The organism is Flavobacterium sp. (genome assembly GCF_049240005.1).
GTDB lineage: Bacteria > Bacteroidota > Bacteroidia > Flavobacteriales > Flavobacteriaceae > Flavobacterium.
The window spans coordinates 21,843-36,968 of sequence record NZ_JBMLTK010000110.1; the positions used below are offsets into that span (position 1 = coordinate 21,843).

At 42.2% G+C, this 15,126-nt stretch carries 7 protein-coding genes, 1 tRNA gene and 1 pseudogene; 7 read left to right on the forward strand and 2 right to left on the reverse strand.

Annotation, left to right across the window (positions count from 1 at the left end; all coding sequences use genetic code 11):
• The 4 genes and pseudogenes from ACOVQQ_RS11270 to ACOVQQ_RS11285 form a co-directional block, all read left to right on the forward strand.
• Positions 1 to 282, forward strand: a pseudogene (locus ACOVQQ_RS11270) (hypothetical protein); the annotation flags it as partial.
• Entirely contained in the window at positions 279 to 1,226 is a 948-nt protein-coding gene (fmt, locus tag ACOVQQ_RS11275) for a methionyl-tRNA formyltransferase (protein WP_421818286.1), read from the forward strand. The pseudogene ACOVQQ_RS11270 and the gene fmt, both read left to right, overlap by 4 nt.
• A gap of 149 nt (positions 1,227 to 1,375) precedes the next feature.
• Complete coding sequence (locus ACOVQQ_RS11280; protein ID WP_094485614.1) at positions 1,376 to 1,645, forward strand: HU family DNA-binding protein; 270 nt, start codon at positions 1,376 to 1,378, stop codon at positions 1,643 to 1,645.
• Positions 1,646 to 1,990: 345 nt separating this feature from the next.
• Positions 1,991 to 2,551, forward strand: a complete 561-nt coding sequence (locus ACOVQQ_RS11285) for a YqgE/AlgH family protein (protein ID WP_094485616.1) — start codon at positions 1,991 to 1,993, stop codon at positions 2,549 to 2,551.
• A gap of 7 nt (positions 2,552 to 2,558) precedes the next feature.
• Here ACOVQQ_RS11285 and ACOVQQ_RS11290 read toward each other — a convergent pair whose 3' ends face one another.
• Both ACOVQQ_RS11290 and ACOVQQ_RS11295 read right to left on the reverse strand, forming a co-directional pair.
• Complete coding sequence (locus tag ACOVQQ_RS11290; protein ID WP_421818287.1) at positions 2,559 to 3,380, reverse strand: aminotransferase class IV; 822 nt, start codon at positions 3,378 to 3,380, stop codon at positions 2,559 to 2,561.
• Between the two features lie 47 nt (positions 3,381 to 3,427).
• Positions 3,428 to 3,820, reverse strand: coding sequence for an START-like domain-containing protein (locus ACOVQQ_RS11295; protein WP_094485618.1), 393 nt, complete (start codon positions 3,818 to 3,820; stop codon positions 3,428 to 3,430).
• A 133-nt stretch (positions 3,821 to 3,953) separates the two neighbouring features.
• Here ACOVQQ_RS11295 and ACOVQQ_RS11300 point away from each other — a divergent pair.
• The 3 genes from ACOVQQ_RS11300 to ACOVQQ_RS11310 all read left to right on the forward strand — a co-directional run.
• Positions 3,954 to 4,027: transfer RNA gene (locus tag ACOVQQ_RS11300), tRNA-Met, on the forward strand.
• Positions 4,028 to 4,886: 859 nt separating this feature from the next.
• Entirely contained in the window at positions 4,887 to 11,381 is a 6,495-nt protein-coding gene (locus ACOVQQ_RS11305) for a choice-of-anchor D domain-containing protein (protein ID WP_421818288.1), read from the forward strand.
• Between the two features lie 192 nt (positions 11,382 to 11,573).
• Positions 11,574 to 15,126, forward strand: a 3,553-nt coding sequence (locus tag ACOVQQ_RS11310) for a S8 family serine peptidase (protein ID WP_421818289.1), incomplete at its 3' end; no start/stop codon positions are given.

Consider the following 15,126-nt stretch of genomic DNA (forward strand, 5'->3'; position numbering starts at 1 on the left):
GCAGATAAAACGATTTGCAAGCAGCAAGCTTTGGCCATTTATTTTGAAGAACCGCTAACCGAAAATTGCGGCAAATGTTCGGTTTGCCGAGGAAAGCGCGTTGCCGAAAAGCCCGATGTATCGAAAGAAATTTTAAAAGCGCTAGAAGAGAGAAGTAAAAGCAGTCGGGATTTAGAACAAGAACTCCAAGTGGAAAGCGTAGATTTGATCGCTACCATTCAGCATTTACTGGAACGCGAATTAATAGAAATACAAGCCGACAATACATACCGAAAATTATGAGTTTACGAGTTGTTTTTATGGGAACGCCTGGTTTTGCCCGCGGTGTTTTGGAACGTTTAACTACTTCGACGCATCAAGTAGTGGGGGTAGTAACCGTGGCAGATAAACCCGCAGGTCGCGGACAAAAACTAAGCACCTCGGCCGTGAAAGACTTTGCCGTGGAACAAAACCTACCTCTACTGCAACCCACAAATTTAAAGGATGAAGCATTTACCGAAGCTTTACGTTCTTGGAACGCCGATGTTTTTGTAGTAGTTGCTTTCCGTATGTTGCCAAAAAGCGTATGGAGCATGCCAAAATACGGCACTTTTAATTTACACGCATCACTGCTGCCGCAATACCGGGGTGCTGCACCTATTAATTGGGCCATTATTAACCAAGAGACGAAAACAGGTGTAACTACCTTTTTCATAGACGATAAAATCGACACCGGTGCGATGATTTTACATCGAACGACAGAAATTGACGAGCGAGAAACTTTTGAGAGTTTACACGACAAACTCTTAGCTGTTGGAAGCGAATTGGTAGTTGAGACACTAGATGGTATTTTTCAAGGTACGATTGAACCCAAAGTACAATTGGAAACGGAAACATTACGTGAAGCACCAAAACTGAACAAAGACAATACAAAAATTGATTGGACTAAAAATTGCACGGAGGTAGATGCACTGATACGCGGACTATCGCCCTACCCGACTGCATGGACGCTCTTTAAAGAAGACGACACAACAACTACAACAAAGATCTTTTTAGCAACACCAAAACCTGAACTCAATTCAATTCCTGTGGGCAAAATCGAAGTTATAGGTAAAGAATTGCTGGTTGGTTGTGGTTCAGGAGCGCTTAAAATTGAAGAATTACAGTTGGCAGGCAAGAAAAGAGTGCGTGCTATCGACTTTATAAACGGACTTAACAGGCAGAAAACGCAAGAGTTTACGAGTTGAAATAAGAATTTTCTTACAAAAATACTAGTAAATGTTAAAGTTATAAACTTTTTTACGTCAGTTTTTGCCTAATTTGTTGCGTGGTATTTATAAACTATTAAATTTGTTACTATTAACAATATTTTTAACCAACATTAATAACGAAAATTATGAACAAATCAGAATTAATCGATGCAATGGCTGCAGACGCCGGGATTTCGAAAGCAGCAGCTAAAGCAGCACTTGAGTCATTCCTAAAAAATGTTGCTGGCGCACTAGGCAAAGGCGGTAGAGTTTCTTTAGTAGGATTCGGGTCATGGTCAGTATCTGAAAGAGCGGCTCGTGAAGGTCGTAACCCACAAACCGGTGCAACAATCAAAATTGCAGCTAAGAAAGTTGTTAAGTTTAAAGCAGGTGCTGAATTAGAAGGCGGCTTGTAAAAACTACAACACCCATATATAAAAGGCTGTTCACTTCGAACGGCCTTTTTTATTTACACTAAATTCCGAGATGCATTTTTCGGTAACGATTTTTGCGTTAACGGCTGGAGCGACATCCTTTTGCCGTAGGAACGCAGGCAAAAGATACAGCGGAAGACGTGGCGGCAAAAGTTCGGGAATGGCCTGGGTTTTGCCGAAACGCCCAAAAAAAATCAAAAAAACACTTGCTTTTCAAATTTGGTTTTCAGGACATTAGTAAAAATTTGAAACTTTTAAGAAAGTTACCGTTAAAAAGCGCTGTTTTTCAATTCTTTTTTTTGTTAAATTTATCCAAACGCAAATGGCATGACTGCGGATAAACTCGATAAAGGACATTTACTGATTGCTGAGCCTTCGATTTTAGGCGACGTTTCCTTTAATAGGTCGGTTATTTTATTGGCCGATCACAGCAGCGAAGGTTCGGTTGGGTTTATTATTAACAAGCCACTTCCTTTTTATATTGGCGACCTGCTGCCCGACATTACAGCAAAATTTCGGGTGTATAACGGCGGGCCGGTCGAGCAAGATAATTTGTATTTTATTCACAATATTCCGCATTTGGTTCCAAACAGTGTCGAAATTAGCAACGGTATTTACTGGGGCGGCGATTTCGAACTCATCAAAGAACTGATGAATTCTGGGAAAATTGAGAAACAAAACATACGCTTTTTCTTGGGCTACACCGGTTGGGATGCGCAACAACTCGAGCGCGAAATGAACGATCACGCGTGGATTGTTACTCAAAACAGCTACAAAAACAAAATTTTAAGCAAGCCAACCTCTAAGTTTTGGAAAGAAAAAATGATGGAGCAAGGCGGCGAATACCTTGTGTGGTCGAACGCTCCCGACGATCCAAGACAAAATTAATCTTTAATTACTCGGCAATTAGCGCATTTAAACGCATTCTAATTTCCTCTGCAGCCGTTTTTTCGTACTCTTTTTTACGGTACTTGGTAACCGAACCCACACCTTGAATGGCGTTGGTAAAAAACAGCTCATCGGCTTGTTGCAACTCGAAAACAGAAATTGGTCGCTCTTCAAACGCATATTTTTCTTTTAAAACTGCGTCGGTAAGTATCGTTTTTCGAATCACGCCGTTTTGGCAACCTTCCGAGAGCGGCGCGGTACTTATTTTAGTTCCGAAACGCACAAACAAGTTGGCGTTAACCAATTCCACAACATTTTTATGTTCGTTAAGTAACAGGCAGTTTTGCCAGTCGTTTTCCTGTGCGTAAATCGCTGCCGTCACGTGAATGAGTTTGGAGGTCGATTTTATCGTCGACAGCAATTGTGCCGTTATCGTAAAATCGCGGTAAATATCTACTTCATAAGGCTCGTTACTTGCGGCAAAATCGGACTGTTCGAGCGGTTCGGCTTCGATGGTATAACTGACATGCGAGGTTGACGGAAAGTATTTTCCGCCGACGTTTCTAAAAAAAGTGATGCGAACGCGCGCATTTGGGGCTTGAATTTCGTTCGCTTTCTCGCAGAGCATGGCTTCGTACGTTTCCTGATCGAGCCATTGTGGAATGCTCATACGGGCAATTCGGAGCGCGGCCATGAGTCGGAAATAATGCAACTCGGCGAAACACACCTTACCCAAACGAATTTTTACGGTATCGAAAACGCCGTCGCCGAATAAAAAACTGCGGTTGTGAGGATTGATTTCAGCGGGATTTGGGTATGCATTTGCCATAAAAAAAGCCTTGATAATTCAAGGCTAAGATACAATTCGATTGGCAATTACACCGAACCGATAACATGTTTGAGATCAGCAACTTGATTTTCCCATAGTTGTGCTGCTTCGCCTAATTCGTCTTCTGGGGCGAAATCGGTTACCAAAAGTGAAACATCTTTGGTGATTTCGTCTTCCATTATTTTGAGTTCAAAAAAGTAGTCGGTGTCCTTATCTCCTTCATCAATCCAGCGAAATTTTACCTTTTCGCCCGATTTTCTGGAAGCCAGTCTGGCGCGCTCCTCGGTATCCTCCCAAATAAAGGTAAAAATCTCTCCTCGCGAGTTTACGTTATCTGCAAACCACTCACTTAAGCCCGAAGGTGTTGATATATATTGATACAAGAGTTGCGGCGACGAATTGATGGGGAACTCGAGTTCGTATTTAACTTTTACTTCCATGGTTGGTATGTCAATTTTTGCGAAATATAATGAATATCGGATTAAAACAACAAAATCGAAAAAAATAATTAAAAATACTTTGAGGGTTTGCGTAACATAAGAAAGAATGTATCTTTGCAGCCGCAAAACCAATGGCGAGGTAGCTCAGTCGGTTAGAGCGCAGGATTCATAACCCTGAGGTCGAGAGTTCAAATCTCTCTCTCGCTACTTAAGAATAAAGCCTTTACGATTTCGTAGGGGCTTTATCCGTTTATAGGTTCTTGGGCATCGCATGAACTTCATTAACGAACTAAGGCGCGGTGGATTCATATCCGCATAGGCGGACGAGAGTTCAAATCTCTCTCTCGCTACTTAAGAATAAAGCCTTTACGATTTCGTAGGGGCTTTATCCGTTTATAGGTTCTTGGGCATCGCATGAACTTCATTAACGAACTAAGGCGCGGTGGATTCATATCCGCCTAGGCGGACGAGAGTTCAAATCTCTCTAATTAAGAAAAGATTGTCCATTTTGGCAGTCTTTTGTTTTTTGGGCAGCATTTCCTGCTATTATTCCAAGTCCTCGTTACTTTTTGTGTTTTTTAGTTGTTGCTGCAATGCTTCCTTTGGGCGCATGCATCAATCAACAAAAACTACAAAAACTACCTCCGGGCTTTCCATGCTATCAGGGCTGCAAAATCCGTTTCAAATGAAATCTTTCATCTACCAATCCGAACCCAAAAAAGGATTCCTTGCAACTAAATCTCGTTCTATTAAAATTTAGTTAAAAAGTAACATTTTTGCGAGTAATTTATCTAACGTTCTACGTATTTTAACAATTCAATTTATGCCCGAAATCGTTATAGTTGACAATAACTCTTGTAGAAAAAATTTTACAAAATAAAAAACAAATCGCCAATTTCCAAACACTTAGAAAAAAAAATAAAATTAATGCGTGTATTTCATCGCTAAAAATATGCCTTTCGTCGATTTTTAAATAGCTAAAGTGTTCATAATGTTGACAGTATTGAATTCGTGCTGTACCTTTACAGCCCGATCTCCCATTACTAACACAAAAACGAATACTTCGATGAGATTCTCTACTACATTCAAATCGTTGTGCATATTAATCCTCTGCATAGTTTTTTCGAATTCCCTATTCGGACAAAATAGAACGTATACCACTAACGGAACTTTTACGCCACCAGCCGGAGTGACATCAATTCGCGTCGACCTATGGGGTGCGGGCGGAAATGGTGGTGGTGCTACTGGCAACCCTGCTTCGGGCGGTGGTGGTGCAGGTGGCGCGTATACGCGTCATAATGCATGGCCCGTAACTGCTGGCACGGTATATACCGTTAACATTGGTACTGCACCGGCACCCGGCACAGGAAATGGTGCACAAGGTGGCTCTACATGGTTTCAATCTAATACATCTTTATTGGCAGTAGGTGGAAACGGAGGAGCACGAGCAAACAACAATAGCCAAGGTGCTGCAGGAGGTAGCGGACCAACAACGGGTAATATCGGAGGACAAGTTAACTTTTACGGCGGCGCAGGATCGGCTGGTGTTGCCACAGGAGGTACGCAATATGGTGGAGCTGGTGGTAGTAGCGCTGGTAATTCCGCTAACGGTAATGCAGCAGCTGGAACAAACGGCGGAATTGCGCCTGCAGGCGGTGGCGCCGGAGCGGCCGGTTTTGCAGGTAGTGGCAACGGAAACAACGCAAATACAAGAGGTGGAGGCGGTAGCGGTGCTCGTGCGGGCAGTAATACCGATAGAACTGGTGGTGCTGGAGGTTCGGGCTATGCCGAAATTTACTACACCTGCCCTACCTATACCTTAAGCGCTACAACTTTTGTAACTGCCGTTCGCTGCGCCGGTTCAAATGCTACAGTTCGCTTAAACGGACTGCCGAGAGGTACATACAGCATCACCTACAACCTGAGCGGAAGTAATACTTTAGCAAATCAGACAGTATCAGTAACTGTGAATGCATCAGGTGTAGGAGAATTTACAACACCAAATTTAACAAATGCAGGTACGACTACCGTTACTATTACAAACGCAAGTAGTGGCACAGCTCCGGATATTTGCTCAAATGCAATCAGTGCTAACAATACCGCTACCGTAACCACGGTAACCTTACCTGCACAACCATCAACTATTACAGGACCAACGACATTTTGTACTAGTCAAATTCTTTCATACAGCGTAACAGCTGTTGCTAATACTACATATAACTGGACATTCCCTGCGGGCTGGGTTCAGCAAACAGGTGGTAACAGCAACGCAATTACTGTACTTACTTCTGCAACACCAGGAAATGTAAGCGCTACGCCAGTTACAGCCTGTGGAAATGGAACAGCGCGTACATTAGCAGTAACTTTTGCATTGCCTTCGGTAGTCTCAAGTGCTGGAGCAAGTAGAAGCGGCGCTGGAACCTTAACACTAACCGCAACACCATCAGCTGGAGTTATCAATTGGTATGACGCCATCGTTGGCGGTAATTTAGTTGCCACCGGTAATAGTTTCACGACACCAACCTTATTGGCTACTACCAATTATTTTATCGAAGCGAGCAATAACGGTTGCGTATCCTCACCCAGAATTCCAGTTGTGGCACAAATCACAACACCCGAAATTAGTGTTACAGGAAACGGTATTAATATTGTAGATGGAGATACCACGCCAAGTACAACAGATTTTACTGATGTAGGCTCAGTAAACGTAAACGCTTCAATTTCAAGAACATTTACCATTACCAACAGCGGTACAGAACCACTAACTGTTGGAACTATAACGATCACAGGTACAAATGCATCAGAATTTACAGTAACAACAGCGCCGGCAGCTACAGTCGCGGTTGGTGCTTCAACAAGTTTTACAATTCGATTCCTTCCAACAGTGGCGGGAGTGCGAACGGCTTCGTTATCCTTCTCCAATACCGATTCAAATGAAAATCCGTTCGATTTTAGCCTAGCAGGAACCGCTATTGCTGTTTTCCCGGAAATCGACATCAGAGGAAATAATGTCAGTATCGCTGATAACGTTTCTGGCAGCAGCTCTACAGACCATACTTTTTTTGGAAATATTACTGTACCGGGAACATTTACAAGAACATTTACCATATTTAATACGGGAACAGGTCCACTTAATTTAAACGGAACGCCCCGTGTTTCCGTAACTGCCGGTACAGGCTTTGTTGTGAATAGCTTTCCCGCCGCAACCGTGGCACCTGGTGGTAGTACAACGTTTCAAATTACTTTTACTGCAGCTGTTGAAGGAAACAGTATTGCAGTAGTTACCGTGCTAAATAACGATGCTAACGAAGGTATTTTTGACTTTGTAATTGAAGCGAATGCAGTGGTGACTGGCGCTGAAATATCGGTCTCAGGCAATGGAGTAGTTATTCCAGACAACGACACTACGCCGTCGACAACTGATCAAACCGACTTCGGTAGTACAGAACAAGGCACCAATATTGCCCTTCCTTTTGAAGTTTATTCTTTGGGTAGCTTAAATCTTACATTAGGAACTACGGTATCGATTACCGGAACTAATGCTGCCATGTTCACTGCTACTACGCTTCCAAGCGGCTTATCGCCTGGTAATTTTGCAACTTTCGTAATCACATTTACACCTAATAACATACCTGGACCGAAAACCGCTACGATTACAATAACCAATAACGACAGCAACGAAAGTCCGTATAATTTTAATATTCGAGCTACAGTAATAACAGCAACTACACCTACTACAGGACCAGGCGGCGTAGTTTCTAATTTGCGTTTGTGGCTTAAAGCAAATAGTAAAATTGGGCAAGTTTCCGACAACGACGATATAACCACCTGGGAAGATCAAGTGAATGGAAACTCAAAAACAGCGATGGCACGATTTTCAAGTGAGCCTAAATTTAGAAACCATCCTGATTTTAATGTGAACTTCAATCCTGTAATTAGCTTTGATGGTGCTAACAGCATGTATGGTAACCAAGGTTTTTACAATAATGATATGTTTATTGTTGTAAAATTGCGGAACAGTATTTCTTCAGTAAGTAGTCCGCTTGACTTGTTTTGCGGAGACGATATCGCCAATAATAGCCAAGACGTAACAGGATTCCAACTTGGTAACACATCTAGTCGATACACCAATGAAATTCTGGCTTATAACCAAGCAAACAGCGGAAGCTATGGCATCGCTGAAATAAGTACAAGTAAGCGCTACACAGGGACTCAGATTTTCAACCCACGTCGTTCCGCAGGAACTCGTATGGAAATCTATAACAATTCTCAACTGTTAACAACTTCCGAAGTAAATACAGGTACATACAAAAACATTGTAAATTCTAGATACTGGCTCGGACGAAGTGAAACTTTTGGTGCTTCCTATGTGGGCGATATCCTTGAAATTATCACTTACGGAGCACGAAATTCAGACGCCGATAGACGTAGAATCGAAAGCTATCTAGCTATCAAATACGGTATGACACTTGCTGTAAATGGCACGAGCGTTAACTATGTAGATTCTGCTAGCAATACAATTTATACCGCGGGTAGCGGCTACAATTTCAACATTGCTGGAATCGGACGAGACGATTCTGCAGGTCTATATCAAAAACAGTCAAAAACAGAAAACACAGCTGATGACTTAACCATAGGGTTAAACACTATTGCTACAACAAATGATCTAAATACGGGAACGATAAATGGTGATCGACGTTATTTGGTTTGGGGTTCAAATAATGGTAGCTTAGCTGCACAAACGCCTGTTCTAGTAAACTTAAGTAGTGGAATCCCCGGAATTAGCACTCAAGTTGACCTTACTTCCATCGGACGAATTTGGCGCGTAGTTGAAACTGGAGGAGATGTAGGGCCAGTTACTGTATCCATTCCTTCCGGGATGCTTACATCGAACCTAAACACAACAGAACAACTGTTGATGTTTGTTTCTTCGACTCCGAACTTCAATCAATCAACCGAATACCGTGTTTTAACGCAAAACGGTTCTAACTTACAATGCCAGTTCGACTTTGATGGTACTAGATTCATCACTTTTGGTTTTGCGCCCGATCGAACCTATGAACGCGCATTAACTTTAGACGGTGTCAACGACTATTTAGATGCGGGCAACATCTGCAATCTAGGAAACGAGTTCACCATTTCCGCTTGGATTCGAAAAACACAAAATGGAAGAAGTATTGTATCCAAAAGAGATGCGGCATTTAACAGCGGTTACGATTTTGACCTAGCAAACAGCGGCAGATTAGAGTTTGCATTTTATACAACTCAAATGCAGCGAATAACCTCTAATGTACCAATTCCCGACAACGCGTGGTATTATGTAAGCGTAACAGGAAGAAACGGCTTGTACCGCTTGTATATAGATGGGGTTTTAGCTGCTGAGGAAACTTTACCTTTAGTTCCTTCCAATACAAATGCTTTCGTGATTGGTGCTGCCGATGCAAAAGCGCCTACCGCCTTTTTTCAAGGTGGTATAGATGAAGTACGTGTCTTTAATCGAGAACTCACCGTAGATCAACTTCGTTACATCATGAACCAAGAGCTCATGAAAAACGGAACAGACCTTCTAGGAAAGGTTCTTCCAAACTACGTTACGAAAAATGATATAGCTTCTATTCCTTACAGCAGTTTAGAAGTCTATTATCCAATGACTACATTCAAGTTCACTAACGTAAAAGACGAGTCCGACAACGACCGTCCGGCTACACTTCGTAACATCAATACAATCGATTTCCAAACAGCTCCACTTCCATACAGCACACAAATCCGAGGTGCTTGGGACGTGGCAGAAACCTGGGAAAATTCATCAGTAATTACATTTCCAAACAGTCTCTCAATAGTTGATGGCACAACAAGAGTCGACTGGAATATTGTTGAAACAGCACACGAAGTTGAATCGAATAGTAATCAAACTCTACTGGCGCTGAATGTAAAATCTGGTGAAATCGAAGTTACCAATGATAGTAAAATCGAAGTTACACACTATTTGAGACTCGATGGTAAAATAGACCTTAACGGACAGTCGCAACTAGTGCAAACCGAAGATTCTTTACTTGATTCTGCTAGTACGGGAACTATTGAAAGAGACCAAGTAGGACAAGCAAATACCTACAACTACAATTACTGGTGTTCGCCTGTTTCTTCTAGCAGTTTGCCTATCAATGGCGGATATACTGTGAATTCAGTCTTACGTGATGCCTCTGACCCTGCAAACATTAGCCCTATTACATGGACGGATGAAAACGATGGGTCGCCGACTATACCAATTACATTGGCGAACTACTGGCTATTTAAATTTCAGAATAGTACCGAAGATTACGCCAACTGGAGCTATGTAGGACCTGATGGATTTCTTGGTGCCGCAGAAGGGTTTACTATGAAAGGCCCCGGAACAGATACTGCTGGCCAAAATTATGCCTTTGTAGGAAAACCAAATAATGGGGATATTTCCTTGCCAATTGGCGGTGGTTTGTTGAATTTATGCGGAAATCCATATCCTTCAGCTTTAGATGCTAATGATTTCATCATCGATAACCTTTCTGCTATCGATGGAACACTCTACTTCTGGGAACATTTCAGTACAAATTATTCGCATAATATACATGAATACCAAGGAGGCTATGCGGCATATAGTTTAACTGGTGGAATTCCTCCAGTAATCCCTGAAGGAATAAGCAATTTGGGTAGTTCTTCAAAAGTAGCAGCTCGATACATCCCTGTTGCACAAGGCTTTTTTGTTGTTGCAAGTCCTGCGGGCGGTCAAATTAACTTCCGAAACAGCCAACGAAACTTTGTTCGCGAAACCAATGCCGATTCGTTTATTAACTATAGATCAGCCAGCAATAATAATCCTAACAACGCCGAAGACCCAACGGATGAAGATAACAACTTTAAGAAACTGCGACTAAGCGCTATTAGTCCGCATGGTATCAGACGCCAAATTCTTATTGGATTTATGAATGAGTTTGCTACCGCAGAGGTCGATAAAGGCTATGATGCACTTTTATTCGATGAATATCCATCAGACTTATACGTCATCAATAACGAAAGCAAATTAGTAATTGCTGGTGAAGGCTATTTTTCTGAAGATAAGGTTTTCCCTCTTGGAATTAAGGTTGAAGTATCAGGTACCACTATTATTAAGTTAGACAATTTAGAGAATTTCGAGTCGGGAGAAAATATCTATTTACATGATATTGTCACAGGGACTTGGCAGAATTTGCGTACAGGTGTAGCTACTTTAAACTTAGAGCCTGGAATTTATGAAAATCGATTTTTCATCACATTCAATGCAACACCGCTAAGTATTGATCAGCATGCCAAAAAGTCGTGCGCAATTGCTTACAACTCTTCCAAAAATGAGTTGAGCATCCAAGCTGAATCTGCTTTGATCGAACAAGTACAAATTTTCGATATGTCTGGAAAACTAGTTGAAGAAATTCCTACCGAGAAATCAACAACACTTTCAAACTACAGACTACAAAATCACAGCTCAGGCGCATACATAGTAAGAGTTACAACAGATCGCGGAGTTGTAAGTAGAAAACTTCTTTTTAGATAAGCAATTACGAATAAACAATTCAAAAATAAATTCGAAGTCGGCCAAGCAAAAGGCCGACTTTTTTTTAGCTCATCCCGAAACTAATATGACGGAAAATCAAGTCAATCCATCAGCTATTCAAAAGACTACATATTAAATTTTTAAGCTTTTTTACATATTTTTACCAACTTATCTCTTAAAATAAACCGTTTCATGCAAGCATTTAACCAATTTCGATCCGCAAAATTGCGCTTAACTTGGGTATTGTTTTGGCTTTTACTCTGCGTTACCAGTGGCTGGAGTCAGCAGTTTGGAATGGAAACTAACACACCTGACGGCACTATTGTACTTCCGGTTTCAAATCAAAAAATACTTATACAATTTACTAAAAACGCAACTGTAAATCATATAATTAGAGAAATCGCAAGCGAATCTAGACTAAAAAAGATTGATGAATCACGAATTCTGCCGGCTCCCAAAAATGCTGTAATAGCGGAATTAGCTAATCCACTATCCAATTCTGATTATCAAGACTTATTGCAACAATTGAATCGCAAGGCGATAATCTTGTATGCAAATCCCATCCTTGTTTGTAAAGACGGCACTTCACAAGGAATTACAAATCGCATTGCAATAAAACTTCGCTCGGCCAATCACTATAAAAACCTAGCAGAAATCACAAAAAAATACGATGGAACCATTGCTGAACAATACAAATATGATCCGCTCTTGTTCTTTATTGAAATTCCAAAGCAAGACGAGAATGCGCTCCAAATTGCAAACAAAATACACGCGCTCTCCTATTTTTCTTTCGTTGAGGTTGATTTTGTGAGAATAATGAACCGATTCAATACAAACGACCCATTTCTTCCCAACCAGTGGTCCCTTAATAACACCGGAACCGCTGCCCAAAACAACGGTACCCCGGGAGCAGATATGAGAGTCTTTCCCGCTTGGGGAATAACAACCGGCTCGGCGAGTATAAAAGTTGCCATTTTAGATGAAGGTGTCGATTTAAATCATCCGGATTTAGTAGCTAATATGCTCCCCGGATTTGACGGCACTGGACTAAACAGCGGCGGAGCACCATCGGGTAATGATGCGCACGGAACCGCTTGCGCAGGAATTGTAGCTGCTGTTGGAAACAACAATCTTGGTATAGCAGGTGTGGCGTACGGGTCTAAAATTATACCAATCCGAATAGCTTATTCAAGTGGCAGCAGTTGGATAACACAAAATTCGTGGATTGGAACCTGTCTTGATTGGGCGTGGCAAACCGCTGGAGCCGATATTCTAAGTAATTCGTGGGGAGGTGGTAGTGCTTCGGCATTGATAAACGACCCAATTAACAGATCCGTTACTCAAGGAAGAGGAGGTTTAGGAGCACCCGTGCTATTTGCCGCAGGAAATAGTAATGCAGCTGTAAGCTATCCCGCAACGCTTCCGAACGTCATTTCTGTAGTGGCAATGAGTATGTGTAACCAACGAAAAACTCCCACATCTTGCGATGGCGAAAACTGGTGGGGATCCAACTTTGGTGTTACCGCAGATATTGCAGCACCGGGCGTTAAAATTTACACAACCGACATATCGGGCAGCGCCGGTTATAGCAGCGGAGATTATGCACCTACTTTCAACGGTACCTCGTCAGCTTGCCCAAATGCTGCTGGAGTTATGGCACTTATTCTGTCTGTGAATCCGGGCCTAAATGCAACACAAGCTCGACAAATAATCGAATCTACTTGTGAGAAAGTTGGCGGCTATACTTACAGTGCCAACGTAGCAAATCAGCCAAATGGAACTTGGAGTTCAGATTTGGGATACGGAAGAGTTAATGCGTTTGCGGCTGTTCAACTAGCAAATCCACAACCTTGTACCAATCCACCAGCTGTAGCGAGCGCGCAAGCTTCGCCTTCTAGTGTCTGCGGAACCGGAATCGTAAGTCTGTCATTGTCAGGGATATCCCTCAGCTCAGGTCAAACATATCAATGGCAATCTTCAGCAGATAATTCCGTATGGACGAATTTAAACGGCCAAACTAACTTCTCAATAGCTACAACAGTTTCAACAACAACCTGGTTCAGATGTTTAGTTAGCTGCGGAACCACCGTGGCTTCAAATTCAGTCCAAGTCACGATAATAAATCCAACAATTACAAGTTTTCCCCATACACAGAATTTCGACTCAAGCTCTTCGTTGCCTTGCGGCTGGACTGTTGAAAACACAAATAATGATAATAGAACCTGGGCGGTTGGAACTACTTCTCCCCGATCCGCACCGAACAACATCGTTTACAACTACAGCACTACAACGGCGGCAAACGATTGGATTTTCACACCTCCACTAAATTTGGAAGCAGGCAAAAATTATCGAATCCGATTTTGGTATCGTGCTCGGTCCGCATCCTTTCCAGAGAAATTAGAAGTAAAATGGGGCGCTACGGCAAATGCAGCTGGGATGACGTCAGCTGCTATATTCACCAACTCTAATATCGCTAATACTACCTACATCGAAGGCAGCTCGGCAAGTTTTAGTCCGGCCGCCAACGGAATTCAACACATAGGTTTTCGTGTATTTAGCGATGCTGATGAATACGATTTATACCTAGATGACATTGTAATTGAAGAGGTTCCTACCTGTACTGTACCAACCGTTGCTGGAGCAATCACAGGACCCACAACAGCAACTGCGGGAAGTCCAGTTCAATTTAGTTACACTGGTGGCAACGGTACATCGTTAAATTGGCAAATAGCAACCGGAGCAGGTGGATTTAACGATATTGCTTCTGCTACAGCTAACAATTACACTTTAAGTACAATTCCAGGAACTTATCAGATTCGAACTCGAGTCTCAAGATTAGGTTGCCCGGATGCCTTTTCAAATGCAATTAGCATCGTGATAAACCCAAGGTTGGGCGACAACATAAACATACCAATTCTTATAAATTCTTTACCCTTCACCACAACAAACTCAACGATCGCTTCAAACGGATTTTCTAGTACCTACACGGGCACAAACGCACAATCATCCGCTGATGTTTTTTACCGTTTCACCACAACAAGTTGCACCGACCAAATCCGGATATCCAGCTGCGGCTCAAACTTCGATACGTACTTACACTTGTTATCGGCAACCGGAACTTGGATCGTCTCAAATGACGACAATGGCCCCGTTTGCACCGGTGCTCAAGCATCATTAGTAGCTACGGTATTACCAAACACGACCTACATTGTAGTAATTGAAGGATTTAATACAGCAACGGGAAACTTTAATTTGAACATTACTGAATTAGACAATACCCCATTCACTGCGAGTATAAGTGCAAACGGACCAACGACGATCTGCGCCAACGAAACTGTAGTTTTAACCGCAAGTACAGGCAGCAGTTACTTATGGAATACAGGAGCTACTACAGCTAGCATTTCAGTAAACAGCAGTGGTACCTATCAAGTTACTGTAACAGATACCAATGGCTGTACTGCTACTGCATCACAAATTGTAACAGTTAATCCACTGCCTTCAGTAAGTATTACAGCTGCTGGCCCTACTGCATTATGTGAAGGCGCAAGTGTCAGCTTAACAGCAAACGGATTAGGTACTTACTTATGGAGTACGGGAGAAAGTACACAATCGATTACAGTGTCCAACGCTAACAATTACTCGGTTACAGTAACTTCGGATTTAGGTTGTACACAAACAGCTAACATTTCCATCACCCAACCAAGCGCACTCACAGCTACGAGCTCACAACAAAACGTTTCTTGCT